This window comes from Clostridium sp. AUH-JLR23 (assembly GCF_964238065.1).
In the GTDB taxonomy this organism is placed as follows: domain Bacteria; phylum Bacillota_I; class Bacilli_A; order Erysipelotrichales; family Coprobacillaceae; genus Allocoprobacillus; species Allocoprobacillus merdigallinarum.
In genome coordinates, this window is record NZ_CAXSKY010000008.1 from 24,775 (window position 1) to 49,444 (window position 24,670).

The 24,670-nt window shown below is 31.2% G+C and carries 29 protein-coding genes and 1 other annotated feature; of the genes, 5 read left to right on the plus strand and 24 right to left on the minus strand.

Annotation, left to right across the window (positions count from 1 at the left end; all coding sequences use genetic code 11):
* The first annotated feature begins 35 nt into the window (after positions 1 to 35).
* Positions 36 to 956 (plus strand): diacylglycerol kinase family protein, encoded by a 921-nt coding sequence (locus ACESR5_RS05375; protein ID WP_373154580.1) that lies wholly within the window; start codon positions 36 to 38, stop codon positions 954 to 956.
* Positions 953 to 1,420 carry a hypothetical protein gene (locus ACESR5_RS05380; RefSeq protein ID WP_373154582.1) on the plus strand — a complete coding sequence of 156 codons (468 nt, stop codon included), beginning with the start codon at positions 953 to 955 and terminating at the stop codon, positions 1,418 to 1,420. Before ACESR5_RS05375 ends, ACESR5_RS05380 begins: the two co-directional genes overlap by 4 nt.
* 114 nt (positions 1,421 to 1,534) lie before the next feature.
* Here ACESR5_RS05380 and ACESR5_RS05385 read toward each other — a convergent pair whose 3' ends face one another.
* The 16 genes from ACESR5_RS05385 to ACESR5_RS05460 form a co-directional block, all read right to left on the minus strand.
* Positions 1,535 to 1,726, minus strand: coding sequence for a PspC domain-containing protein (locus ACESR5_RS05385; protein WP_087304472.1), 192 nt, complete (start codon positions 1,724 to 1,726; stop codon positions 1,535 to 1,537).
* A gap of 88 nt (positions 1,727 to 1,814) precedes the next feature.
* Positions 1,815 to 2,696: an ROK family protein gene (locus tag ACESR5_RS05390; RefSeq protein WP_087935503.1), complete on the minus strand. Its 882-nt coding sequence runs from the start codon at positions 2,694 to 2,696 to the stop codon at positions 1,815 to 1,817.
* A gap of 57 nt (positions 2,697 to 2,753) precedes the next feature.
* Positions 2,754 to 3,986 carry a metallophosphoesterase gene (locus ACESR5_RS05395; RefSeq protein ID WP_373154583.1) on the minus strand — a complete coding sequence of 411 codons (1,233 nt, stop codon included), beginning with the start codon at positions 3,984 to 3,986 and terminating at the stop codon, positions 2,754 to 2,756.
* 52 nt (positions 3,987 to 4,038) lie between these two features.
* Positions 4,039 to 4,338, minus strand: a complete 300-nt coding sequence (locus tag ACESR5_RS05400; protein ID WP_087245029.1) for a PTS sugar transporter subunit IIB — start codon at positions 4,336 to 4,338, stop codon at positions 4,039 to 4,041.
* A gap of 59 nt (positions 4,339 to 4,397) precedes the next feature.
* Positions 4,398 to 5,009, minus strand: a complete 612-nt coding sequence (locus tag ACESR5_RS05405; protein WP_168080710.1) for a DUF4125 family protein — start codon at positions 5,007 to 5,009, stop codon at positions 4,398 to 4,400.
* A 3-nt stretch (positions 5,010 to 5,012) separates the two neighbouring features.
* Entirely contained in the window at positions 5,013 to 6,761 is a 1,749-nt protein-coding gene (locus tag ACESR5_RS05410) for a DUF4037 domain-containing protein (RefSeq protein ID WP_373154585.1), read from the minus strand.
* A 38-nt stretch (positions 6,762 to 6,799) separates the two neighbouring features.
* Positions 6,800 to 7,546 (minus strand): pyruvate formate-lyase-activating protein, encoded by a 747-nt coding sequence (gene pflA / locus ACESR5_RS05415; protein WP_191492403.1) that lies wholly within the window; start codon positions 7,544 to 7,546, stop codon positions 6,800 to 6,802.
* Between the two features lie 226 nt (positions 7,547 to 7,772).
* The gene (locus ACESR5_RS05420; protein WP_087245032.1) at positions 7,773 to 8,045 is read right to left on the minus strand and encodes a hypothetical protein; all 273 of its coding nucleotides are present in this window, start codon (positions 8,043 to 8,045) and stop codon (positions 7,773 to 7,775) included.
* Between the two features lies 1 nt (position 8,046).
* Positions 8,047 to 8,262 (minus strand): hypothetical protein, encoded by a 216-nt coding sequence (locus ACESR5_RS05425; RefSeq protein WP_087245033.1) that lies wholly within the window; start codon positions 8,260 to 8,262, stop codon positions 8,047 to 8,049.
* Positions 8,263 to 8,496: 234 nt separating this feature from the next.
* Positions 8,497 to 8,673 (minus strand): hypothetical protein, encoded by a 177-nt coding sequence (locus ACESR5_RS05430; RefSeq protein ID WP_373154587.1) that lies wholly within the window; start codon positions 8,671 to 8,673, stop codon positions 8,497 to 8,499.
* A gap of 109 nt (positions 8,674 to 8,782) precedes the next feature.
* Complete coding sequence (locus ACESR5_RS05435; RefSeq protein WP_087304476.1) at positions 8,783 to 9,343, minus strand: chromate transporter; 561 nt, start codon at positions 9,341 to 9,343, stop codon at positions 8,783 to 8,785.
* Positions 9,340 to 9,900, minus strand: coding sequence for a chromate transporter (locus tag ACESR5_RS05440; protein WP_373154589.1), 561 nt, complete (start codon positions 9,898 to 9,900; stop codon positions 9,340 to 9,342). The genes ACESR5_RS05435 and ACESR5_RS05440 overlap by 4 nt, the downstream gene beginning before the upstream one ends.
* Positions 9,901 to 10,121: 221 nt before the next feature.
* A complete protein-coding gene (gene grcA3 / locus ACESR5_RS05445) occupies positions 10,122 to 10,364 on the minus strand; it encodes an autonomous glycyl radical cofactor GrcA3 (RefSeq protein ID WP_087296781.1) in 243 nt (80 codons plus the stop codon).
* Positions 10,365 to 10,378: 14 nt separating this feature from the next.
* Complete coding sequence (locus ACESR5_RS05450; protein ID WP_087245037.1) at positions 10,379 to 10,585, minus strand: hypothetical protein; 207 nt, start codon at positions 10,583 to 10,585, stop codon at positions 10,379 to 10,381.
* A gap of 17 nt (positions 10,586 to 10,602) precedes the next feature.
* Complete coding sequence (gene pflB, locus ACESR5_RS05455) at positions 10,603 to 12,675, minus strand: formate C-acetyltransferase (RefSeq protein ID WP_373154591.1); 2,073 nt, start codon at positions 12,673 to 12,675, stop codon at positions 10,603 to 10,605.
* A 215-nt stretch (positions 12,676 to 12,890) separates the two neighbouring features.
* Positions 12,891 to 13,238, minus strand: coding sequence for a PTS transporter subunit EIIB (locus ACESR5_RS05460; RefSeq protein ID WP_087245039.1), 348 nt, complete (start codon positions 13,236 to 13,238; stop codon positions 12,891 to 12,893).
* An 80-nt stretch (positions 13,239 to 13,318) separates the two neighbouring features.
* Between ACESR5_RS05460 and ACESR5_RS05465 the strand changes: the two genes are divergently transcribed.
* The gene (locus tag ACESR5_RS05465; RefSeq protein WP_191492406.1) at positions 13,319 to 14,527 is read left to right on the plus strand and encodes an FtsW/RodA/SpoVE family cell cycle protein; all 1,209 of its coding nucleotides are present in this window, start codon (positions 13,319 to 13,321) and stop codon (positions 14,525 to 14,527) included.
* Here ACESR5_RS05465 and ACESR5_RS05470 read toward each other — a convergent pair.
* Positions 14,521 to 15,342 carry an RluA family pseudouridine synthase gene (locus ACESR5_RS05470; protein ID WP_373154593.1) on the minus strand — a complete coding sequence of 274 codons (822 nt, stop codon included), beginning with the start codon at positions 15,340 to 15,342 and terminating at the stop codon, positions 14,521 to 14,523. The two genes, ACESR5_RS05465 and ACESR5_RS05470, sit on opposite strands and share 7 nt — an antisense overlap.
* Positions 15,339 to 16,115, minus strand: a complete 777-nt coding sequence (locus ACESR5_RS05475) for an NAD kinase (protein ID WP_087245042.1) — start codon at positions 16,113 to 16,115, stop codon at positions 15,339 to 15,341. The genes ACESR5_RS05470 and ACESR5_RS05475 overlap by 4 nt, the downstream gene beginning before the upstream one ends.
* Positions 16,116 to 16,195: 80 nt before the next feature.
* Here ACESR5_RS05475 and ACESR5_RS05480 point away from each other — a divergent pair, with 80 nt between their 5' ends.
* A complete protein-coding gene (locus tag ACESR5_RS05480; RefSeq protein ID WP_087296785.1) occupies positions 16,196 to 16,768 on the plus strand; it encodes a CYTH domain-containing protein in 573 nt (190 codons plus the stop codon).
* A 6-nt stretch (positions 16,769 to 16,774) separates the two neighbouring features.
* Here ACESR5_RS05480 and ACESR5_RS05485 read toward each other — a convergent pair whose 3' ends face one another.
* The 4 genes from ACESR5_RS05485 to spx all read right to left on the minus strand — a co-directional run bounded on the left by ACESR5_RS05485 (position 16,775) and on the right by spx (position 21,328).
* On the minus strand, positions 16,775 to 17,515 hold the full coding sequence (locus ACESR5_RS05485; RefSeq protein ID WP_373154595.1) for a copper homeostasis protein CutC: 741 nt from the start codon (positions 17,513 to 17,515) through the stop codon (positions 16,775 to 16,777).
* A 10-nt stretch (positions 17,516 to 17,525) separates the two neighbouring features.
* Positions 17,526 to 18,479 (minus strand): N(4)-(beta-N-acetylglucosaminyl)-L-asparaginase, encoded by a 954-nt coding sequence (locus ACESR5_RS05490; RefSeq protein WP_373154596.1) that lies wholly within the window; start codon positions 18,477 to 18,479, stop codon positions 17,526 to 17,528.
* 2 nt (positions 18,480 to 18,481) lie between these two features.
* A complete protein-coding gene (locus ACESR5_RS05495; RefSeq protein WP_373154598.1) occupies positions 18,482 to 20,749 on the minus strand; it encodes an EAL domain-containing protein in 2,268 nt (755 codons plus the stop codon).
* Between the two features lie 123 nt (positions 20,750 to 20,872).
* A complete protein-coding gene (gene spx, locus ACESR5_RS05500) occupies positions 20,873 to 21,328 on the minus strand; it encodes a transcriptional regulator Spx (protein ID WP_087245049.1) in 456 nt (151 codons plus the stop codon).
* A gap of 103 nt (positions 21,329 to 21,431) precedes the next feature.
* Positions 21,432 to 21,631, plus strand: a binding site (T-box leader).
* Positions 21,632 to 21,666: 35 nt separating this feature from the next.
* Here spx and trpS point away from each other — a divergent pair.
* Positions 21,667 to 22,656 (plus strand): tryptophan--tRNA ligase, encoded by a 990-nt coding sequence (gene trpS / locus ACESR5_RS05505; protein WP_087245050.1) that lies wholly within the window; start codon positions 21,667 to 21,669, stop codon positions 22,654 to 22,656.
* Between the two features lie 39 nt (positions 22,657 to 22,695).
* Here the strand turns inward: trpS and ACESR5_RS05510 are convergent, their stop codons facing one another.
* Together ACESR5_RS05510 and ACESR5_RS05515 are read right to left on the minus strand one after the other, a co-directional pair.
* A complete protein-coding gene (locus ACESR5_RS05510) occupies positions 22,696 to 23,259 on the minus strand; it encodes a hypothetical protein (protein ID WP_373154600.1) in 564 nt (187 codons plus the stop codon).
* Positions 23,260 to 23,407: 148 nt separating this feature from the next.
* Positions 23,408 to 24,589, minus strand: coding sequence for a diguanylate cyclase domain-containing protein (locus ACESR5_RS05515; RefSeq protein WP_373154602.1), 1,182 nt, complete (start codon positions 24,587 to 24,589; stop codon positions 23,408 to 23,410).
* Positions 24,590 to 24,670: the final 81 nt, after the last annotated feature.

The window sequence follows — 24,670 nt, forward strand, 5'->3', positions numbered from 1 at the left end:
GATTAATGGTAAAATAAAAATAAGGAGTGTTCATTATGAAATGTTTATTTATCATTAACCCCAGTGCCGGCACAAAGACAATTCAAAAAAAACTGGATCAGATCATTGGTCAAATGATTTTAAAAACGCTGGTTTCTACAATTGATGTCTTCTATACGGAAAAGAAAGATGATGCTTATCAATATTGTTTAAAATTAAAAGATGATGATTATGATTTTGTGGTCAGTGTTGGTGGTGATGGCACAGTCAATGAAATCATTAATGGTTTTATTGAAAACCATTTACAGACTCCTCTTGCGATATTACCAGGAGGAACAGTGAATGACTTTGCCAACCATTTACATTTACCTCATGATACTGATGATTTTATTCAAATGATTGAAGATTTTCAGACAATGAAAGTAGATATTGGAAAAGTGAATGAACATTATTTTGCAAATGTGATTGCTGGAGGCATGTTTAGTGATATTAGTTTTCAAGTTTCAAAAGCTGATAAAGAAAGATTTGGTCCTTTAGCTTATTATATCAGTGGTATAAGACAATTACCTACCCAACTGCACACTTCATTGCATTTAAAAATCACTGCTGATGATCAAACTTTTGAAGAAGATGCCAAACTGTTTATTATTACAAACACTTCACAGGTAGGTGGCTTTAAAGACATTACACCTCATGCGAATGTTCAAGATGGTCAATTAGATTTATTAATTATTAAAAATTGTTCTACTACAGATTTAATTTCTTTATTTAAAGATTATAAATTAAACAGTCATGAAAAGAGTCCTTTTATTACTTATGTACAAGCTAAAGAATTAACTATTGAATGTGATAAGGATATTATATACGATGTTGATGGAGAAAAAGGAACAACCTTTCCAATTCATGTCAGTGTTAAAAAACAATCCTTATGTGTCATCATTCCACATCATTTCAATTATCAAGGAGAATCATTATGACAACACGTTATCAGGTACAACTCACTCAAGACGATGATATCAAAAGTGCTTATGAATTATTACTTTGGGATCATAGTCACATATATTTTCAAGACTATTCCATTGCATTTCAGGATATCCAGGAAATCAATATTTCCATGTGCTCTATGATGCAAATGTTAAACATTTTAAGCATCTATATGAATTACTATGTGGATATCAATATCATCACACCCAAAGAAGAATATGCTTTTCAAATCATGAATCATGATACCCTTCTTTCATTTTTCAAGACAGTTTCATCTTTTCCTATTCCAATCAATGATCCTTTGCATATTCTTCAATTATATACAGATATGCCAGATAACTATGCACGTACCAAATATTTAGATCGTCATTTTAAAAAATGGGCACAACAATATCATCTGGATAACCCTCGTGGAAAATGTATTCCCACACAGTTTTCTTTTCATAAAAAATCATAAAGTCAAAACAAATCTGATATATTATTTTTATAGATATCCTTGAGGATATCTTTTTTTATCAAATAAAAAACAATAAGATAGAATACCTTATTGTTAAAAGTGAAATCAATCCTATTATTGATATGGATTTTTAGGGATAATAACAGCACCTATTAAATAAGCAAATAGACCTGTACCCCAACTTAAAATAAGCGCAACTGCAATTAATCTGACAATTGTAGGATCAATGTCAAAATATTCAGCAATTCCACCACAGACACCACATACCATGACATCGCGTTTTGATCTATATAATTTTTTACTCATTTGATTTCCTCCATTTTCTTATTCTATACTTTATAACTGGAAAAATATGCTGTCAAGTCTTAAAAACAAGAAAAAGGGATGAACTCCCTTATCTTTCGTTAGCCATTTTTGCAAGTGCTAATGCACCACAAACACCTGCATTATCTCCTAATCCTGGATATACAACATAATCCTGAATAGCATCTGTTGTAATTTCATCTTTTTGAACATAACCATTTAATCTTTCTTGAAGATATTTATGAATCATTGGGAATAATTGTTTTTGATGCATAACTCCTCCACCTAAAATAATCTTCTTTGGTGAAATTGTTAAAACATAAATCGCTAATGCCTGAGCAATATACCATGCTTCTAAATCCCATGCAGGGTGATCTTCAGGTAATTCACTTCCCTTTATTCCCCATCTTTCTTCAATGGCTGGTCCTGCTGCTAAACCTTCAAAGCAAGTTCCATGATATGGACATTTTCCTTTATAAGTATCGTCTTCTCTTTGTTCTAGAATCATGTGTCCCATTTCTGGATGTAGTAAACCATGAACAAGGTTTCCTTCCACAATGGCTCCTCCACCAATTCCTGTTCCAATTGTTAAATATAAAGCACTATCTAATCCTTTGGCTGCACCAAAGTATGCTTCACCAAGTGCTGCACCATTCACATCTGTATCAAAACCAATTGGCAAATTAGGGTAATGTTCCTGTAAAGCTCCTACAATATTATAGTTTGTCCATCCTGGTTTAGGTGTTGTTGTAATATATCCATATGTTGGACTCTTTAAGTCAGGATCAATAGGTCCAAAACATCCTAATCCTAAAGCTTCAATGTCCTTTCCATCAAAAAATTTAAAAATATTTTCAACTGTTTCTTGTGGTGTTGTTGTTGGAAAAGAATCTCTTTCTAAAACATTTCCATTTTCATCTCCAATCGCAACAACAAACTTTGTTCCACCGGCTTCAATTGCACCTAATCTCATTTTTCTTCCTCCTTATTATCTTCTTTTATTTTATCACAACTTGTTTCTAGTCAAAAGTTATTTCTTCATTGTAAGTGATAATTGTAATGACTGTGAAGACTCTGTTTCCTTTAACATACTTTCTAAATACTGTTGATAAAAACTTAAATCTTCATTTTGTAAATATTGATAACCATCGCTAGAGCGAAGTTCATCTACATATTGATTGATGTTACCAGTAAAATAGTAACGATTGGCTTTCACCAATACATCTTGAATTGCTGTTCTTTTTTGAGTATCTGATATTCCCTGTAAAGATTTACCGAATTTATTTGCAGAAACTGTATCAAAATACTCATCTGCATTGACTGAAATTGATAATGACTGGGTATGATAGTTCATTTGATCCTGATTCAATTCAATAATGCCATATTGAAGTGGAGCATCCAATAATGATGAAGACGCAATATCATAGATTCCCTGAATCGTTTTAATATTTTGACAATGTATATGTCCACTTAATACAAATGGAACATGATATTGAGAAAACAGTTTTGCAATCTTCTCATGATCATTAATGGTATATCCATTATTTAACAATTCATTGTGAATCGCTAAATTATGATGCATCGCAACGAGTGGCGTTTTGCCATCTTTTTGAATATCCTGAAGCTGCTTTTCTAACCATTGCATAGTTGAATCTGTAAAAAATCCACTTGCTCCTAACGTCATTTCTGTTTGTTCATGTGCATTCGAATCCATCATCAACAAGGCAAAATCAGGATTCAAATCAATACGATAACTCAAAGATTCATCATGTTTCGAAGTTGCCAGATGATAACCTAGATTTTGATAAATATCCTGAAAATCCTTAGCATTAATATTATCCACATCAAAATAATCATCTTGACCATAACCTTTTGTATAGATATTATCAATATCATGATTTCCTGGTATAACAGCAACCTGAATATTCTTTTCTCTTAATTGTTCTAGTTTTTGAGCCAATTTCTGATGACTGCCTTTTTCCCCATTAAAGCTTAAATCACCTGTCAAAACAACAAGATCAGGCTTTTCCTGGATAACCGCCTGTACAAAAGCATCCACAATCTCATCGCCATAAGTGACCATCTTGCCATCACCATATAACATGGAATCTTCAAACCATTCACAATCCTGATAATAATCCTTTAAAAAATAATGTATATCACTTGCGACAATGATTTTTAAATCTTCTTTTTCACTTAATGTTTTTGATTGACATCCCATCAGACAAAGACAAAAAATAAGACAATAAATAATCTTTTTCATAACACATCTAAAAAGAATGGATAGCTAAGCTATTCATTCTTGATTATTCCTATTATTTTTGACAAGCATCATATGCCATATCAAAAATCTTTTGTGCATTGAAATTCTTAAAATCATCATCGCTAATTAAAATGACTGGTTTATCAGGGTTGTCTGCTTTGATTTTTTCATATGATCCTTTTAATTGAGGTTCTACAAGAATAACATCAGCAAGATTACTTGAATATTCTACTGCATGTTCTGAAGCAGACCAAACTGTTGCGTCAACTCTCTTTCTTGAAGCAGCATCTTTTAATTTTGAAGCAAACAAAGTAGATGTTACACCAGCCAAACAACACAATAAGATTTTCATGATTATATTCCTCCTTTTTAGTTCCCTACTATTATTTTATCACATTTTGATATTGACTTCTATTTCTTTTCACTATCCATTATAAATTTATTTGCATCTTCTAAAGAGGCATAGCCATAAGCTTTCACTGTATTCATTAATATTTTTTCAATTAAATTTTCATTCTTTTGAACCATATCCAAAACCATTTGACCATATAAATATAATGTTTCATCACTATAAGTCATTAATTCACCTCTTAAATAAGTTTCAAATGAGGTATCATCTTTTTCATCTTCCAAAGAATGAGTGAAACGGGCTTGAGATAATAAATAAGGATATTGATCATTCATATCTTCACGCATTGATACTTCAATATCACATAAAGCATTAATAAAGTCTTTCTTTTGTTGATCAACAGCAGGTAACTGATCTCGAATCGTATCAAAATATTCTGGATCCGTACTTTCCATCATATAGGCATATTTTTCCATGACTGGATTTCTCCCTATTTGTTGAGCTAGTTTTAAATCTTGTAGACAAGCTTTTTGAACATTTTGATAAAAAGCTTCAAACTGACTTTTTCTTTGTAGATAAAATGTTTCAAAATCATCCTGACAACTGGCACGGCCATCAATATGATGAACCTGTTGAAAAAAATCCCATTCTAATTGTACAATTTCATCAACCATTTTCTATCCCTCCATAACATGTTTCATGCGTATACAATCATCTTGAATATGTGACATGACTTCCATTGTGTGATTGTCTAAAAAATCATCATCACTTGTCGATAAGCCTTGTCGATGAAGTTCACCAATGACTAACTGACATATTTTTTCAATCAACACAACTTTTTGATCATCAGTATTAATAATATTGTTCTTTTGAGGCCAATGTTGCTTTTGAGATGGCAATTGAACCAATTGTAAAAGCAGTGGTGTGACTGCCTGTAAACATGTACAATCTTTTAATCCATAATAACTCCATTTATAATAAGGCTTATATTTTTTATTCAGTAAATAGAGAAGAGATAATGTCTGATCTATAAACTCATTCAATGCCAGCGTCGCAGCAACTTCATCTTCTCTTTGCATACATCTGGCATAATTATATTGACCAGATTGTGCCATTTTAGCTAAACAACGGGCTATTTTTTTAATACGGATATCTTCTGGATAATAACTTAAATATTGTCTGATTTGAGTCACTTGACCATAATTGTCCTCAAAAATACGTCCATTTGTACAAGCTAAAAGAGCATTTTCATCAGCATATAACCAATCATCTAAAGTTTGTGGTATTTGTCTTAAAAACTGTTTAAAAAAGCTTTCAGTTTCAAAAACACCGACTCTTCCATTTCCATGAGCTGAGGTTAATCTTTGAATACCCATGAATTCTTGTGGTAGCTTTTGATAACTGGCCTGTATCTGTTTATGATACTGCTGATAAATATCATGAGGAAGCAAAATACAAAAACCAGGTCCAAAATCATGGTCATGAGAAATCTCATCATCATAGCCCAGACAATCTGATCCCATTCCCAATAATCCAACCGCCATATATGGTTTAATTTCTGAAAACTCTTCTTCTATCATGTTTCTGCCATATTGTTGATAAAAAGCTTCACACAAATCTAAACCTTTGATTGTCTCCGTTTCTTTTTGAATTCTGTCGATATTCTTTTGAATTGTCTGATAATCTTTATTTTGTCCATAGACACTCTCTATGAAATGTAAGACACGATGATAAATATCTAAAGCTTTTACATAATCTTTTTGCATATAATGGCTTTGTGCTAGCGTCGCTAATGAAGCAAAGTAGTGTGGATCATGAGGTCCATATTGTTGAAAAAGAGAGATCGCCTGATGTAAACATTTTTGAGCTTTATCATTTTGATTGATACTTAAATACATTTGTGAAAGATTTGTATAAGTAATAGCTTCTTCAATTCTATAATCATCCAGTTGTTCAACTATCGCCAATGCTTTCTTTTGCATGTCAATAGCTTGCTGATAATCACCCATTTCCTGATATAACAGGCTTAAATTATTATAAAAAGCACTATAAAGTTCATCCTGTGGTTCTAATTCATGATGATAAATCTTTTCTGTCTTTTGATAAAGCGATAAAGCTTCCTGATATTTTCCCTGTACACGATAAAAAGTGGCTATATTGATATATGATGTAGCACCATCAATCGTTTCTTCAAGTCCACACATGTCAAGAATTTTAAATATCTGTAAAGCAATCTGATTCCCAGATTGAAACTGTGAAGTAACACGAAAGTAACCTATCATTTCATTAAGCAAAAACAAAATTGTTGCATTATCCTGTCTTTGAACAGCAAGATTGACTTGTTCAACTAAAAAAGCATAAGCTTCATCCAATTCATTATTGGCATACATTTCATCTAATTGTTTCTGTAATTCCTGTATAGTCATGAATATTCTCCTTTAAAAATAAATAGACACATGGGTGTCTATTTATGATTGAGTGCATCTTTCATACCTTTTAAAACAACTTCTCTTGCTGTGACGGCGTCTTTTTTATCTAATGGTGGAATACCTTCCAATGGATAATCAATACCTAAGTTCTTATATTTAGCAACACCCATAGTATGATATGGTAAAACATCTAGAGCTTTGACATGTTTAAGGGTTGCGATAAATTGACCTAAACGATATAAATATTCATCATTTTGTGTAATTGTTGGCACAACAACATGTCTAATCCATAAATCAATACCCTTATCATCTACATATTTAGCAAATTTTAATATCATATCATTAGGTTGTGCAGTTAACTTTTTGTGTTCTTCAGGATCAATATGTTTAATATCTAACATAATTAAATTTGTTGAAGCTAACAAACGATCTAATTTCTTTAAATATTCAGGATTTTCATGAAAAGTAATCCCTGACGTATCTAGACATGTGTGAATATTTTCTTCACGACATCTTTCAAATAATTCTATCAAGAAATCTAATTGCATCATTGGCTCTCCACCTGTACAAGTGATTCCTCCATTTTTATAAAACTCTTTCTTTGTATTAAATTCTTTGAGAATTTCATCAACTGTCATCTGTGTTCCCGTATTTGGTTTCCATGTATCAGGGTTATGACAGTATAAACAACGCATTGGACAACCTTGAAAAAAGACTACAAAACGGATTCCAGGACCATCAACAGTTCCACAACTTTCTAAAGAATGAATATATCCTTTCATTATCTCACCAACTTTCTTTATTATTTTAACATATTTTCTATAAAATATCATTTCATATGTTTTATTTTTCAAACAAAAAGTAACAAAATGTAACATTATCGTAAGCGTAGAATAAAATTTGTTAACTTAAACAATGATAATATAACTACTTTTAAACATGTAAATAATATACTCATCATTATCAGTTAAAAAAATAATATTTAATTCTATTAAATAGGATTAAATATTATTTCAATTTTACTGATGAGTTTAAATAAGCAATATCTTCAATAACAACAATCTTATTATCTTCAAAAATAATATATAGTATTTCTAAATTTCTATTTGGTATTTTTACAACTCTACAATTTTTATTACTAACTCCATGACGATTATATAGTGGATACATATATGGAAATTTTTCGATATTGTCTTTTATATGTTCCAATATATCAGATATAACTATATGATTTTCCTGAGCAAATATAAATATACTTTCATTATATTTGATATTATACATACTATAATCCTTCTTTTTTTAATATAGCAATCATTTCTTCATGAGTATAACTTTTTCTCTTATCTAATACAATTTCTTCTGCCTCTTTTACATGCTTTTTTATATATTCATTAGATTTATAATAATCGATTAATTCATTTAAAATATTCTTTGGAACTATGCAAACGTCATTTAAACTTGGAAAATCTTTTATATCTATTTTTTGATTTAAATCCATTACAATCACTCCTTTTTTTAATTATACCATTTATATACCAAATTTAAAACATTCTTATCCATATATTATATTTATAAGGGTAGGTCAAATGACCTACCCATTATTTCCAAACAGAATAGATAGCATCTCATTGATTCTATCAATATGTTGGTTATCTAATAAAACAAAGAAATTATTTTCGAAACGATCAACACAGAATATCATGACATATAAGATTTCTAGCCTTGTTAATACTTAGGTATTATCTTCGCTATCATATTTTACGATAATGGCAGAGCCAACTAAAGGATTTTGGAATGCATTACTTTCCCAATCTAATACATTAAATGTGATAGAAAATCTTTTTAGTAAAAACTCATTATCAACAATTATTTCAAACTTATAATCTTTAAAACCATACATATGAAACATAAGTAATCATACCACCTATTAAATTCCTCATTGTTTCATAATCAATCATTTCCTTTTCATAAGGAAGACTTCAAAACATTTTTTAGTCCACTTAAAGATAAAATTTTCTTTACAATATCAAATATTCAATCAGTTTCATCATACCACATAATATCATCACATATATAGGATCCATCTTTTTATACTGTAATAAAATCATTCCAATTGCAAATATAATCATCATATCAATGCGCATAGATGATAAAGTATGGACTGTATTTTCTCCAAAAAAAGCACTGACTAATATAGACACACCAGCAGTTGCAATCATCGCAACAACAGCTGGTCTTAACGTTTCTAATATACCTTGTAACATAGATAATTTTCTATATTTTAAATAGAAATAAGCTAACAAAGAAACAATGATGCATGATGGGAGTATACATCCAATGGTTGCAAATATAGCTCCCCATATACCAGCAATTTTTTGACCAACAAATGTAGCAGAATTAATCGCAATAGGACCAGGTGTCATTTGAGAAATTGTGACCAAATCAGTAAACTCACTCAGTGATAACCAATGATGTAATGTCACCACCTGATTTTGAATCAATGGCAAGGCTGCATATCCACCACCAAAACTAAACAATCCCACCTGTAAAAAGCTCAAAAAAAGTTCCAGCAAAATCATACATGATCACTTCCTTTATGATAAAACGTTCTGACAATCCCTATAGCAATACAAATCAATATCACATAAATCACATTGACATTAAAGAAACATGTGACAACAAATGCAATCATCATAATAGCATTGTTCATCCAGTTCCTTGTTTTGATAACATCTTTTGACATATCATAAACAACAGAACAAATCACTGCACCTACACCTGCCTGCATTCCATCTAATACCAATTTAACATAAATATTCGATTGAAATATTTCATAAAACACAGAAATGGCAGATATAATGATAAAGGGAGGAATAACTGTTCCTAATATAGAAACCAGTAATCCTGGTATACCTGCTATTTTATATCCAACAACAATGGCTCCATTCACCGCAATAGCCCCTGGTGATGATTGTGCTATAGCCACTAAATCTAACATTTCATCTTGATCAATCCAATGAAGTGTATCCACAAACTTCTTTTTCATCAATGTCACAATGACATATCCTCCACCAAAAGTAAAGGCACTTAAATAAAGTGTAGATACAAATAATTGTATTAATTTATTATTTTTCATCCCATCACTTCTTTCTTGAACTTCATTAAAGCAAACGATCAGTTTGATTTTCTATATTTTGTATATATAAGAATCAGCTAATTACGATAAACGACTCTCTCATTAATGATATATAACTTTTGTTTTATTGAGACAATTCAAAAATCCCACTAAAAATAAGTCTCATTCGTTCTTTTATAACATCAAAAAAGGTGCTTAACTCAGCACCTTTTTCATCCTCATTACATTGCTTCGTGGAATGTACGAGAAATAACATCATCTTGTTGTTCTTTTGTTAATTTAACAAAGTTAACAGCATATCCAGAAACACGAATAGTTAATTGTGGATATTTTTCAGGATGTTTTTGAGCATCAATTAATGTATCTCTGTTTAAAACATTAACATTTAAATGATGTCCTCCTTTTGAAGCATATGCATCTAACATTCCAACTAAATTTTCAACTTGTTGTTCACTTGCAGCCATGATTTTCTCCTCCTTTAAAATTCATCATCGTCATCCATTGGTAAATTTGGAATTTTACAAGCAGTATCACCACTATCACAATCCATCTTTGACACAACAGTGACTTCTTCCATTTCAATATGAGCATCTTCATTCACTTTAACATTAACATGTCCTGAACCAGAGCTCATGCGACCATCTAACATTTTGACTAGTTCATCAATTTCTTTTTGAGTGGCCATGTTTTCACTTCTTTCTATTAATCAAGATTTCCGTTTTTAATTGATTCGATATCTAAGTCACCAGCGAAAACTTGGTCGTCTTTTCCTAAAGCACCAGGGATGACAGTAAATGTATTTGAAATACCATCTTGTGCATCTTTGAATGGTAATTTAGCAACTGATGATAATGAAGAAATAGCACCATGAGAATCTCTACCATGCATTGGGTTAGCACCTGGAGCAAATGGTTGACCAGCTTTTCTACCATCAGGAGTATTACCTGTAGCTTTACCATATACAACGTTAGAAGTAATTGTTAAGATTGAAGTTGTAGGATAAGAATTTCTATAAGTATGATGAGAACGTACCATTGCCATGAAAGTTTCAACTAACCAAGTTGCAATTTCATCAACTCTGTCATCATCGTTACCATATTTAGGGAAATCTCCTTCTACTTCGTAATCAACAACAACGCCATCTTCATCTCTAATACATTTAACTTTAGCATATTTAATAGCTGATAAAGAGTCAGCAACAACTGATAAACCAGCAATACCTGTTGCGAAATAACGTCTTACTTCTCTATCATGTAAAGCCATTTGAATTCTTTCATAAGCATATTTATCATGCATATAATGAATGATATTTAACGCATTAACATAGACACCAGCTAACCAAGACATCATATCTACAAATTTAGCTTTAACATCTTCGTAATCTAAGTAATCACCTTCAACTGGTCTATATTTTGGTCCAACTTGTTTCTTAGTTTTTTCATCTACACCACCGTTGATAGCGTATAATAAACATTTAGCTAAGTTAGCACGTGCACCAAAGAATTGCATTTCTTTTCCAACTCTCATTGAAGATACACAACATGCAATTGCATAGTCGTCACCATGAGTTACTCTCATTAAGTCATCGTTTTCATATTGAATTGATGAAGTTTCAATTGAAGTTTTTGCACAGAATGCTTTGAAGTTTTCTGGTAAACGAGTTGACCATAAAACTGTCATATTTGGTTCTGGTGCAGTTCCTAAGTTAGATAATGTATGTAAATATCTAAATGAAGTCTTAGTAACCATATGACGTCCGTCAACACCAACACCACCGATTGATTCAGTTACCCAAGTTGGATCTCCTGCGAAAATTGAGTTATATTCTGGAGTTCTTGCGAATTTAACAATTCTTAATTTCATAATGAAATGATCAATAAATTCTTGGATTTGTTCTTCAGTGAATAATCCTTTCTTTAAATCTCTTTCTACATAAATATCAATAAATGTAGAAGTACGTCCTAAAGACATTGCTGCACCATTTTGTTCTTTAACTGCACCTAAATATCCAAAGTATAACCATTGAATAGCTTCTTGGCAGTTTGTTGCTGGTTTAGAAATATCAAAACCATATTTTGCAGCCATTTCTTTCAATTCACCTAAAGCTCTAATTTGTTCACTTAATTCTTCACGTAATTGAATAACTTTAGAAGTCATTCTCTTTTCAGTTGTCGCAAATTGATTTTTCTTATCTTCAATTAATTTATCTACACCATATAAAGCAACTCTACGATAGTCACCAATAATACGTCCACGACCATATCCATCTGGTAAACCAGTGATAATATGTGCTGAACGACAAGCTCTGATTTCTGGTGTATAAACATCAAATACACCTTGGTTATGTGTTTTTCTATATTCTCTGAAAATATAAGAAACTTCTGGATCTACTTTATATCCATTTGTTTCACAAGCTTGTTCCGCAATACGGATACCACCAAATGGTTGTAAAGATCTTTTGAAAGGTTTATCAGTTTGAACACCAACAATTTTTTCTTTAGATCTGTCTAAATAACCAGCATCATGTGAAGTTAATGTTGATACAACTTTTGTATCCATATCTAAAACTCCACCAGCTTCTCTTTCTTGCTTAGTTAAATCCATAACTTGTGCCCATAAATCTTTTGTGTTTTGAGTAGGACCAGCCAAGAAAGAATCATCACCATCATATGGTGTGTAGTTTAATTGAATGAAATCTCTTAAATTCACTTCCTTGTTCCATTTCCCTGCTTGGAAACCATCCCAAGCATCATTCCATTTTTCTTTAAATGTCATTTTCTAAACCCCCTGTTTGTTTATTTCTCATTCATTATAGCACTAATATACTATTGAAACAATAAAATAACTTGTTTTTTTTCGCAATTTTCTGCCATAAAATGAGTCGCTGGAACTTGACAACTTCAATATAACAGATTCTTTTTTTTAATGCTATTTATATGCTTCAAAAATTGATTTTTTTACAAAATCTTTACAAAAAAAAGATATACAGGTTATCCTATATATCTCTTCATATCAGCTTCTATATTTTCTGACTGTCTCCCAAAAATCATTGATAAACTGTCTTTTCCTTCAACAATTCCACTTGCTCCTAAAGATCTGATTTTTTCAATATCGACAAGCTGTTGATTATCCAATACAACTGTAACTTTAGAAGCACTGCTGCGTACTTCTTTAATATTGTTTTTCCCACCAAGGGCTTGTAATAATTCTTCAATCGGTAATGTTGATTTCATTTCCTGATCTAAACGTTTATTCTTAATAAAATGAATAAATCCAAAATAAAGTAAAATCAAAGCCAAAATAATCGCAATCACAACAAAAATATATTCAACATCCATATTTTCACATCCTTTTTTAATTGAAGTATTTCTTTTTTATAGTATACTATAAGAAGATAAAAAAAGAAAGGAGCAATGTCATGGAACAAATCAAAAAACTCTGTCGTGAACAACCATTGATTTGTATCATTTGTATTCTGGCATTGATTAGCTGTTTTGCTATTTTAAGTGCTACGCCTATGATTTCTAATAAAGTTGGAAATCCTGAAACATTATGGTTAAAACAAGGCGCTTTTTATATAATTTCTGCAGTTATGGTTTTTATTATATATAAAATAGGGAAAGATCAGATTTATGATAAAATCTGGATTATCTATTGGATATTGATGGTTCTCTTAATTATTTTGGCTATCGAGCATTTTATTTATACAAGATTATGGCCTGGTCATCATATTATTCCTCTGGTCAATACGGCTGGGGGTGCAACCTCATGGTTTAACTTTCCTTTTTTAAGTATACAACCATCAGAATTCATGAAAATTGCTATCGTTATCGCCTTAGCGAGAATCACAAAAGAACACAATGATTATTATCTCATTCATACGACAGAAACAGAAATCAAATATATCTGGAAATGTATGAAAGTCGTCATTCCCCCTGCTTTACTTGTTTTACTTCAAAATGATACGGGTGTTGTTTTAATTTTATTAGTTGGTGCTGCTTTTGTTATTTTTTCCAGTGGTCTTAGAAAGCAATGGTTCATTTTTGGTTTTGGCTTGATTGGTATTATATTGTTAATAGGAGCCTATCTCTTTGTTTATCAACCTGAGATTTTTGAAAAGTTTTTAAGTTCCCATCAAGTTGATCGTTTTTATGGATGGCTTGATCCTGAAGGCACATACAACAAAGAAGGATATCAATTGTTTAATTCTTTACTTTCTTATGGAAGTGCCGGATGGTTTGGACATGGTTTCCAATCTGTCATTAAAGTCTTCCCAGAAGCGCAGACTGATTTTATCTTTGCTGTTATTTTAACAAATTATGGTTTTGTTGGTGGTTTGATTACCGTTGGGGCTATTGTTGCTTTTGATATCATCATTTTAAAGATTGGTCTTGATTCTACCAATCAGCAAGATAAGTTCATGACCATTGGTATCATTGGCATGCTGTTGTTTCAGCAGATATGGAATATGGGTATGATTTTAGGTCTATTACCTATTACAGGTATTACATTGCCATTTATTTCTTATGGTGGGTCTTCACTTTTATCTTACATGATTGCAGTTGCATTATTTATTGATATCAACACTCAAAATAATATTATGAAAAACAGATCTGTGATTCAATAACAGACCTGTTTTTTTGTTATAACAATCTTTTGTTTTGTAACTGGATGTACAAATCCAACCATATAACTATCTAAATCAAAATTGCCCTGACCATCACCATATAGACTATCACCAATCAAAGGATGATTAATAGCAGCCATATGAACTCTAATCTGATGTGTTCTTCCTGTTTCAAGTTTCATTTCTAATAGGGTTCTATCATGTTTTATAGCTTTGACAGTATAGTGCGTACAAGATTCTTTCCCACGTTTATCAATTATACGTTTCATTTGGAATTCTTCTTTATAAATAGGCAAACGAATGGTTCCACCCGCTTTGACTATCCCTTTAACATGAGCACGATAACGTCTATCAATATGCTGGAGATCTTTCATGATTTTATCATGAATATAACGATATTTTGCAACAATCATTAATCCGCTGGTATCTTTATCTAAACGATTAACAAGATGAATAGTTGAATTCAAATGAATTTGCTGATAATAAAAAGTTAAAGCATTCGCTAAAGTATAATAGGGATGCTGATGAGTTGGAATCGAAGGCAATCCCTTAGGCTTATCAACAACCAATAAATAATCATCTTCATAGACAATCTTTAATGGTATTTCAACTGGTACCATATGATTGTCTTCTGGTGGATAAATAATGGTTAAGGTTTCCCCAACCTGCAATAGATATCGAACTGTCTGATGTTTTCCATCTACCAGAATTTCTCCCTTCATTTTAATAGCTTTGATTGCTTTTTGACTGATTCCATGACGTAAAAGAAACTCACCAATAACACAAGGTTCATCTATAATCCAATATTGTTTCATGAATTCAGATATGCCCTTTTTAAACGCTGTGTAAAAGACACATTTCTATATTGTAAAAAACGTGCTTTTTTGGAAGACATTTTGACACAGATACAATCCTTATCTTTTAAATCAATAACCAGATGATCAACGCCAAGAATAGCCCCCTGATAACTTTGTGACTGAAAACGAATTGTATGCGATTGATCAAGAATCAAAGAAGAGCCTAGTGAGCGATAAGCATTATGGTGAATACCTGCAATTTCACTTAACTGCATCAATCCTGTACAAGTATTAATAACAGCGCCTCCTAAAGATTTATTATAGGCTGTTGATCCTACTGGGGTTGATACACATAGACCATTTCCCCTAAAAGTTTCAAAATATTCATCATTAATATAAACATCCATAACCTGAGAACGACGATTATTTTCAATTCTCACTTCATTTAAAGCAAAATATGTTCCTTCTAAGCAAGACACTTCCAACAAATGACGTTCATAAATACGATGTTGTCCATTTTGAATATCCAAAACAAGCTGTAGATATTCATCACGCTGATAATCAGTTAAAAATCCCAGCGTTCCTGTATGAATTCCAATGAAAGCAACACGATCAATCGCATCTATATATTTATGCACACTATAAAGCATTGTTCCATCGCCACCTACGCTAATCACGATATCTGGTTCTTTTTCATTATATGTTAAAAACGTATTTAACTGTTCTTTTAATTTTTCACTGAGTGTGATAGATTCCTGATCTTGTTTACATACAATTGCATATGTTTTCATAACTTCACCACCTATGATTTATATTATATAAAAATTGCAATAGAATGCAATACAAGATAAAATAAGGTGAGGTGATTTCAATGCAACAATTAGAAATAGAATATAAAATTCTTTTAACTCAAGATATCTTCCATCAAATTCTTCATGATTATCAAAATAAAATAACAAAAGATTATATCCAAATCAACGATTATTTCACTCATCCTATTTTATCTCAAAAAAAATATATGTTACGTATTCGTACCAAAAACAATCAGTACGAACTCACTTTAAAAAGACCTTATCAAAATCATCGTTTAGAAACCAATCTGTCTTTAACAGAAACAGAAAAAAATTTATTTTTGCAATATCGTTTAAAAAACGAAATCACGGATATTTTAGAAAATGATGGCATTAAGATCAATGAATTACAACATCCCTTTTCATTAACAACCCATCGCTATGATATTCAATTACCTGAAGGTGTTTTATCTTTAGATGAAAATACTTATTTAGATCAACATGATTATGAACTAGAATTTGAAGTCAATGATGAAACCCAAGGATTCTCACAATTTTTAAAAATCATTGAGCCTTATCATTTACACTATCAACACAATTGTCCAAGTAAAGTTGCACGTGCTTTTGAAGCATATAAAAACAGTCATAAGTGACTGTTTTTATAATTGCTGAAGTATGTTTTCAACTAATTTTTGACTGACGATTTCATAATCTTTTTCATGAGGAGCAGGTGCATAAGCAAAAGAAACATCTTTGGCTATCGTTGAAGCATCTTCAACCCAATCTTTACAAGAACTATGTACCTGTTGCACTTTTGTTTTCTGTAAGATTTCTAAAACATTTGAAGCATTCACACCACTACCTACTAAGATTTCTATATCTTGTCCATAACGCTGTTGAAGCTTTTCTAAAAGTTCAAGAGCATCTATCGCTTTTGCTTTTAAACCACTTGTTAAAAGACGATCAACACCTAATTGAATTAATATTTCAATAGCCTGAAAAGGATCATCTACACAATCAAAAGCACGATGAAAAACAGCTTCCTTATGATAGGCATGGATGATTTCAACAAATTCCTGGGTACGTTTTTCATCAATATGTCCTGATGCATCTAAAAATCCAAATGCCAAGCCATCTGCTCCATTTTCTAACATGATCTTTGCATCCTGTTTCATCACTTCATATTCTTCTTCATCATAACAAAAACCAGCACCCCTAGGGCGAATCATTGTTATGACTTTTAAACCTGTATTTTGCTTTGTCATTTTCAGTGTGGCCAATGAAGGTGTTAGACCTCCTAATGATAAAGCACTATTCAATTCAATGCGTGTTGCTCCAGCCTTCCATGCCGCTAAAGCATCACTATAACTCCCACAACAAATTTCTACTATTGGTTTCATACAATCTCCTCTACTTTTCTTTCAATGGGGCCATGCGTGTTTGCATATATTCATCAAGCCATTGTTGACTGGCAGGTTGATAGGTACAATGATTTCCTTCTCTTTGTACCAGATAAACAGTTGGTTTTAAATGTGGTAAACAAACGACAAAAGAAAATGCTTCAATATTAGTAGCTACACCAAATTCTCCATCCTTATTCATAGCCACAACAGATAAATCCCCTGCATGCCCTCGTCTTTTGATTAACTTTTGTTCAAGTTCAAAAACAGCTTTTTCACAAGCTTTTTGTGGATGCATTCCCTGTGCCATGAGTCTGACGATTTCATAAGAAATACATCCCTTCATTAAATCTTCACCTAAGCCTGTCGCTGAAGCTCCTCCGATTTGTGAATCCACATAAAAACCTGAACCTATAATAGGTGAATCGCCAACTCGCCCCTTTTTCTTCATAAACAATCCACTCGTTGATGTCGCTGCTGTCATCTTACCAGAATCATCTAAACACACCATCCCAACTGTATCATGACCAGCATATGGCTGGAGTTTTGATTGCTCTTCTTTGATGCGATTTTTATAATGAATCTTAGCACGATCCGTAAGCATATTCTTTCTTTCAAAACCTTCCTGACTGGCAAAACTTTCAGCCCCTTGACCAACCAGCATGCAATTGACTGTTTCATGCGATAAACGTCTGGCAATTGATATAGGATTTGCAAAATCTTGAAGAGAAGCCACTGCTCCAACACTTAAAGTATCTCCATTCATGTATGCTGCATCTAATTCTACTTCCATGGCTTCATTAGGTAATCCACCATATCCCACTGACTTATAATAAGGAAAATCTTCCACTTCTTTAATAGCCATTTCAATAGCGTCACCAGCATCACCTTGACTATCTAATATTTTTTCAGCTTTTTCAATCCCTTCCTTAGCCATACGCCAAGTTGCAATAATCCCCCACATGTTTATCTCCTTTCTTTCATATATCGTATTTCAAATTCTTGTTGACTTATAGGTTTATCATAATAATAACCCTGTCCATAATGACAACCAAGTGACTTTACAAAATCATGATATTCTTTTGTTTCTATTCCTTCAACAACTGTAGAAATAGATAAAATTTTTGTCAATTTAATAATTTCTTCCAAAATAATTTGAGCTTTCTTATTTTTTCCATCTAATATTTCTTGTAAAAATATTCTGTCTATCTTTAATTCATCAATATCGATCTTTCCTAAAATATTTAAAGATGAATAACCACTTCCAAAATCATCCATTGAAACTTTAAATCCTATTTGATGTAGCTGTTCTATCTTTTCATTGACTGCATCTACATTATTAATGACCAAATCTTCTAATATTTCTAAAGTCAGCAAATGAGCTGGTACTTGATACTTTTGAACAATCGCATTTAATCGTTCGACATAATCAGATTCATAGAACAATAATTTAGATTGATTGACAGAAATACCGATAGGCTCTATACCTTGATCCATCCATTTTCTAATTTGTAGACACGCCTGTTCAAATATATACATATCTAATTTCATACAAAAGCCACTTTTTTCAAAAATAGGAATAAATTGATTAGGATACAATTGCTGGTTATCTTGTGTGATCCAACGAACTAAAGCTTCACTACTTTGTAATTGACCCGTTTCCATATCAACTTTTGGCTGCAAATATAATTGAAATTCTCCATCTTTTAAAGCCTGTTCCATATGACTTTCAATATAATTATCCATTATTTCCTGTTTATGTAATTCAATATCATAAAACCAAATATTAGAAAGTAGCGTTTCCTTTGATTTTGCTAAAGCAAACATAACTCTGACCATTAAATCTTCAAAACAATTATCCACAATCAGCTCTTCACTTGATATCGCCACACCACAATGAATCTTCAAATGATAATTTGTGTGTAATAAATCCATATATTCAATAATCTCTTCCATCATTTGATTAAGGCGTGTCAATAAAACGGATTCCTCTGTTTCACATAGAAAAACATAAAATTGATCTGCTGTATCTCGGCAAAAAAATTCTCCATCATGTAGATTGTTTTCAATCACTTTCTTTTCATGACATAACAACTGATCTCCCAAATCATGTCCAAAAATTTCATTAAAAAACTTAAATTGATGAATATTTAAAACAGCCACACTACAACATTTATTATCCATAAAGTATCGTTCACCCAAAGTCATAAAATAAGAAAAATTATACGCTCCTGTTAAATAATCAAAATAAGCGACTTTCTGTAACTCACGATTGTTTTTTAAAATAATACGATATCCATAAATCAATAATCCTACAACTAACAATATGATACTTAAAAATATCAAACCTACCATTCTCATATTCCTATCAGCAAACAAGTGAGAATTTTCCAACATATTAACACATAAAAGATTCCAATCTTTTAATCCAATGGGTTTTAATAGAGCATGATATTGTGCATTTTCATATTCAAATGAAAATGTTATATCTTGATGATCTTTTAAATGTTCTTTCATTTGCTGATAATCTTGTTTTTGCAAAAAAGGTTGTTGAAATATTGAAGTCTGATGAAAAATATCATATTGAGAGTTGACTAAAACTTGACCAGATTCATCAACAAGATAAGCATATGTATCCCCACCTAAAATACCACTTCCTTGCCCAGCATCCATCAGCAATTCTACTGTTTGTGTGGCGATTAAAGCTCCCACAATCTGTTTGTTTTGATAAACTGGGATTCCATAAGCATAAATCATTTCATGAGTTAATTGACTTTGAAAAATATCAGATACAGTACGTTGATCAGCTAAAGCATCATAAACAACACTTTGAATTTCTTCTTGAAAATCTGTCAAAGGCTTATTGACCAATACCTCTTGATTTAAATTGGCAACAACTCCCCTTTCATTCAAATCAAAATACATCATCGTTATAAAATCATTTTGTTCATTAGTTTCTTCTAAAACCTGTGGAAATTCTTGATTGTTTGTTATATTTTCCATCTGTAAAACACTAGCAAAAGAATCTAAAAATTGAAAATCATTATCTATTTGTTTTTGTATTATATGAATGTATTTATCAACAGTATTATCAACTTGGTCAATCATATTATTTCTGACAATATGATTTAAATAAATACGCAAAAAAATACTCATAGTCAAAAGCAGTACTACAATAACAGAAGAAATTATGATCATCTTTTTCATTTTTTTCTCAAGTTCCCCTTTTATCATCATTTTTTCCTCCATTATTTCTCATTTCTCCATGATATTATATCACTTTCTTGACAACTATAAAACATTCTCTCACAAAATAAAAATCGCTTCTATCTCAGCATAGAAACGACTCATTATCTTTTATTCGCAACCATCATCACATTTGTGATCCTGATAATATTGTTCCTTAATATCAGTAAATTGTGGACAGAAGTCACTATTATTACATTCTTGTAAACGACGCAATTCACGAGGAATAAAAGCACGAATTTCTTCAGCATTATAACCGACCTGAAAACGTCTTTCATCAATAATAATAGGTCTTTTTAAAATAGATGGATTTTCTTGAATAAAATGAATTAATTCATTAATAGACATATCATCTAAATCTATTTTATTTTCTTTAATAATCTTTGACCTTTTAGAAATAATGTCATCTGTTCCATTTTCACTTCTTTCTAAAAGTTCTTTTAACTCAGTTTCACGTAATAATGTAGAAAAAATATTTTTTTCAACATAAGGAATCTGATGTTCTTTCAGCCATGCTTTGACTTTTCTACATGAAGCACAACTTGGTGCTGTATAAATTCTAATCATTACATCATCTCCTCTTGTTTACTCATTATACATCATTTTCAACAATTATGAAATTATTTTTTATGATTCTATTGATTTTACATCTTTGTCGTTCTATAATGACTTTACAGCAATGAAAGAATGGAGTAGTTATCTATTCATGTTAAGAAAGCTTGTGGGTGATGCAAACAAGCCATGAACGATAATGAATTGGGATTCTGGAGCTAAAAATGGCATGAGTCATTTTTCGTGAGTCGCGTTAAGACAAGAGTGCATATCGATGATATGAATAAAGGTGGTACCGCGTATTTATACGTCCTTTTTTAAGGACGTTTTTTATTTTAAAGGAGGTCGTTATGATGAAAAGAATGTTAAGTGGAATTAAACCAACTGGTCGTGTGACTTTAGGTAATTATATTGGAGCTATCAAACCTTTTGTTTCTTATCAGGATGAATATGAAATGTTTATTTTTATTGCTAATCTTCATTCTATGACTATTTATCAAAAGCCTGCAGATTTACGTAAAAATACGAAAGATTTAATTGCATTGTATATTGCTGCTGGATTAGATCCTGAAAAAGTCACTTTATTTTTACAGTCAGATGTTTTAGAACATGCTCAACTTGGTTGGTATTTAGGATGTATGGTGTCTATGGGAGAACTTTCACGTATGACACAATACAAAGATAAGAAAGCCAAAAATGAAGTCATTGGTGCTGGTATATTTAATTATCCTTCATTAATGAATGCTGATATTTTAATGTATGATCCTGATTTTGTACCGGTTGGTGAAGATCAGAAACAACACGTAGAATTATGTCGTGATATTGCTGAAAGATTTAATTCACGTTATAGCGAAACTTTCAAACTTCCAGAACCATTAGTGACTAAAGTGGGTGGACGTATCATGGATTTACAAAATCCTACAAAGAAGATGTCCAAATCCGATGAACTAGGAAAAGGAACTATTTATATCTTAGACGATATCAATATTTCTAAAAAGAAAATCAAATCTGCCGTGACGGATAGCGATGGTCATATTCATTATGATCCTGAAAATAAACCAGGTATTTCTAACTTGTTAGAAATTTATTCAATATTAGCAAATCGTCCTATTGAAGATCTTGAAAAACAATATAATGGTAAAGGATATGGAGAATTTAAAAATGATTTAGCTGAAGTTTTAGGAGAAGAACTTGAGAAGATACAAAATCGTTATCATGAAATTATGAGCGGTTCTTATTTAGATGATATTTTAGAAGAAGGTGCCAAGAAAGCACGCATCATCGCAAGAAAGAAACTAGCCAAAGTGGAAAGAAAAATTGGAATTACAATTAAAAAGAAATAAGACAGAAAGCAAACTTCTTAGGAATATGAAGTTTGCTTTTTAACCTTTTTGAACCAATTCTTTATACAATAATTCATGCAAGGATGTATATCCTTTTTCAATCTTATGTTTTAAAGCTAAATATTTTTCACTGGGATTTTCTCCCTCAATATGAAATTGTTGGCATATTTCCAAGAAGACATCATAACGGACCACAAAAATCTCATCAATAACTTCTTCTAGACACATTTTCTTTAAACGCTCATTTCTTGTTAAACCAAATTCTTTATCATAAGCTTCATCTTTGATCTGATATTGAAAAAAAGTCATCGGTTCTTGTTTTAATATGTCATTAATCTGTTGTCTTTGTTGCCATGAAAAAGTTCCTCTACGTACAATCGTATGATTTTTAATATCCACAACAAAGCAATAATGACCATCACCAACAATAAAAATACCATCTGTTCCTCTGAATTGATAAAATTTCGCATATAAAAAATCATGTAACTGTTTTGTTGAAACATGATAAAGAGGTGCATTTTCTATTTCTTCATAAGAATCATCATCCTGCCACTCATATGGTTCTAATAATTCTTCATCATCATAAACAAAATTCACTAACAAAATATTCAACCCCCTGTAATGTATCATATGTTTATTATACCTAAAAAGACCATTCTATAATCATCATAAAAAGAAAAAGACTCACTGTTGCAGTAAGTCTAAAATGGGTATGTCAATATATGTTGTTTCATTTATTTGTCACGCTTTATTACTTTGGTATGATTTCTCCAACCATGAAATCAATCGTTAATGTTGTATGATTCAATGAATATTTTATTTTACGTAAAACTCTACTCATAACACTTTTGGCATCGTCATTATGACATGCAGGCAAAAGAACAACAAACTGATTCACATTTAACCTGCATACAACATCACCAATACGAAGTCCACTGAGTAAAGCATCCTGAACTTTCGTCATCATTCTTTCAATAGCTTTTTGGGAATGTTGATCCTCAATCTGTGAATGATCAAGAATAGTAACTAAACATAACTGAGAACAAATTCCTAATCTTCCCATCATTCTTGATTGCATAGTATATATTTCTCTAAATGTTCCATACTCACAAAGAAAAGCACCATAAGCTTCATCACGTGAAAGCTCCTGTTGAATTTCCATAATATCTAAATCTTCATCATGACTTTCTTTTTTAATCATCTCATATAATTTCAGCATTGACTCAGATGGCTTAACACCTAAAGTCTGATACAATAAATCAGTTGTTGCTTTATATATCTCTTTTGCTTTTTTATACTGCTGTTGAAAATATAAAGAACGAATCCAGATTTCATAAATAGACTCTTCTAAATTATCAATCTCAATAGCACGCTTAGCTATTATTTCCATCTTCTCATAATCCTGCTTATCTTCCAACAGCTTTGCATACTCAACAACCTTATCCATATAAAGTGAATGATAATAAACACGTTTAGATAAAGTATTATGATCTTCTTTAATTTCTACCAAATACTTCCCTGTATATTCATTAAGAAACTTTTCAAAATATTCTGGTTTTGAAGAATCTCTTAAATATTTTTCATACTTTTCAAATTCAACTGTATCTATTCTTAAATGATATGCCGGATTAATCGCATACGATCCTTTTCCAGTTATAATAAAATCTGTAAATCCAAACTCTTTTTTTAATAAGGCTCTTAATCTATATATTAAATTTTTTAATGCTCCTATAGGATTATCAACATCATCTAAATACCATAACATTTCAATCAGTTCATTAGAAGGCACTGTTCGCTGATAATGAGATAGGAGATAAGCAAATAATTTCACAAGTTTTTCAGATTTCATCGTGTCACTATCAATTGTACAATTATGATATGAAAACGAAAATTTACGAAACATTGTTATATTAACATAATCGTTCATTGACATATAACCCCGCTCCCTATATAATCTGTGTTTTCATTTTTATTTTAATAGTTTTCTTTAAATTTGACAAGAATTTTAGAATAT

Excerpts from the sequence above, each read along its gene's own strand:
- ACESR5_RS05390 (WP_087935503.1), bottom strand. The coding sequence starts at position 2,696 with ATGAGATTAGGTGCAATTGAAGCCGGTGGAACAAAGTTTGTTGTTGCG.
- spx (WP_087245049.1), bottom strand. The coding sequence starts at position 21,328 with ATGATTAGAATTTATACAGCACCAAGTTGTGCTTCATGTAGAAAAGTC.
- ACESR5_RS05420 (WP_087245032.1), bottom strand. The coding sequence starts at position 8,045 with ATGTATAATATCAAATATAATGAAAGTATATTTATATTTGCTCAGGAA.
- ACESR5_RS05425 (WP_087245033.1), bottom strand. The coding sequence starts at position 8,262 with ATGGATTTAAATCAAAAAATAGATATAAAAGATTTTCCAAGTTTAAAT.
- ACESR5_RS05475 (WP_087245042.1), bottom strand. The coding sequence starts at position 16,115 with ATGAAAACATATGCAATTGTATGTAAACAAGATCAGGAATCTATCACA.
- ACESR5_RS05485 (WP_373154595.1), bottom strand. The coding sequence starts at position 17,515 with ATGAAACCAATAGTAGAAATTTGTTGTGGGAGTTATAGTGATGCTTTA.
- ACESR5_RS05480 (WP_087296785.1), top strand. The coding sequence starts at position 16,196 with ATGCAACAATTAGAAATAGAATATAAAATTCTTTTAACTCAAGATATC.
- ACESR5_RS05410 (WP_373154585.1), bottom strand. The coding sequence starts at position 6,761 with ATGACTATACAGGAATTACAGAAACAATTAGATGAAATGTATGCCAAT.
- ACESR5_RS05450 (WP_087245037.1), bottom strand. The coding sequence starts at position 10,585 with ATGGCCACTCAAAAAGAAATTGATGAACTAGTCAAAATGTTAGATGGT.
- ACESR5_RS05490 (WP_373154596.1), bottom strand. The coding sequence starts at position 18,479 with ATGTGGGGGATTATTGCAACTTGGCGTATGGCTAAGGAAGGGATTGAA.
- pflB (WP_373154591.1), bottom strand. The coding sequence starts at position 12,675 with ATGACATTTAAAGAAAAATGGAATGATGCTTGGGATGGTTTCCAAGCA.
- ACESR5_RS05440 (WP_373154589.1), bottom strand. The coding sequence starts at position 9,900 with ATGAAAAATAATAAATTAATACAATTATTTGTATCTACACTTTATTTA.
- pflA (WP_191492403.1), bottom strand. The coding sequence starts at position 7,546 with ATGAAAGGATATATTCATTCTTTAGAAAGTTGTGGAACTGTTGATGGT.
- ACESR5_RS05495 (WP_373154598.1), bottom strand. The coding sequence starts at position 20,749 with ATGATAAAAGGGGAACTTGAGAAAAAAATGAAAAAGATGATCATAATT.
- ACESR5_RS05460 (WP_087245039.1), bottom strand. The coding sequence starts at position 13,238 with ATGGATGTTGAATATATTTTTGTTGTGATTGCGATTATTTTGGCTTTG.
- ACESR5_RS05470 (WP_373154593.1), bottom strand. The coding sequence starts at position 15,342 with ATGAAACAATATTGGATTATAGATGAACCTTGTGTTATTGGTGAGTTT.
- ACESR5_RS05385 (WP_087304472.1), bottom strand. The coding sequence starts at position 1,726 with ATGAGTAAAAAATTATATAGATCAAAACGCGATGTCATGGTATGTGGT.
- trpS (WP_087245050.1), top strand. The coding sequence starts at position 21,667 with ATGAAAAGAATGTTAAGTGGAATTAAACCAACTGGTCGTGTGACTTTA.
- ACESR5_RS05465 (WP_191492406.1), top strand. The coding sequence starts at position 13,319 with ATGGAACAAATCAAAAAACTCTGTCGTGAACAACCATTGATTTGTATC.
- ACESR5_RS05380 (WP_373154582.1), top strand. The coding sequence starts at position 953 with ATGACAACACGTTATCAGGTACAACTCACTCAAGACGATGATATCAAA.
- ACESR5_RS05405 (WP_168080710.1), bottom strand. The coding sequence starts at position 5,009 with ATGGTTGATGAAATTGTACAATTAGAATGGGATTTTTTTCAACAGGTT.
- ACESR5_RS05395 (WP_373154583.1), bottom strand. The coding sequence starts at position 3,986 with ATGAAAAAGATTATTTATTGTCTTATTTTTTGTCTTTGTCTGATGGGA.
- ACESR5_RS05435 (WP_087304476.1), bottom strand. The coding sequence starts at position 9,343 with ATGATTTTGCTGGAACTTTTTTTGAGCTTTTTACAGGTGGGATTGTTT.
- ACESR5_RS05375 (WP_373154580.1), top strand. The coding sequence starts at position 36 with ATGAAATGTTTATTTATCATTAACCCCAGTGCCGGCACAAAGACAATT.
- ACESR5_RS05430 (WP_373154587.1), bottom strand. The coding sequence starts at position 8,673 with ATGTTTCATATGTATGGTTTTAAAGATTATAAGTTTGAAATAATTGTT.
- ACESR5_RS05515 (WP_373154602.1), bottom strand. The coding sequence starts at position 24,589 with ATGTCAATGAACGATTATGTTAATATAACAATGTTTCGTAAATTTTCG.
- ACESR5_RS05400 (WP_087245029.1), bottom strand. The coding sequence starts at position 4,338 with ATGAAAATCTTATTGTGTTGTTTGGCTGGTGTAACATCTACTTTGTTT.
- grcA3 (WP_087296781.1), bottom strand. The coding sequence starts at position 10,364 with ATGGCTGCAAGTGAACAACAAGTTGAAAATTTAGTTGGAATGTTAGAT.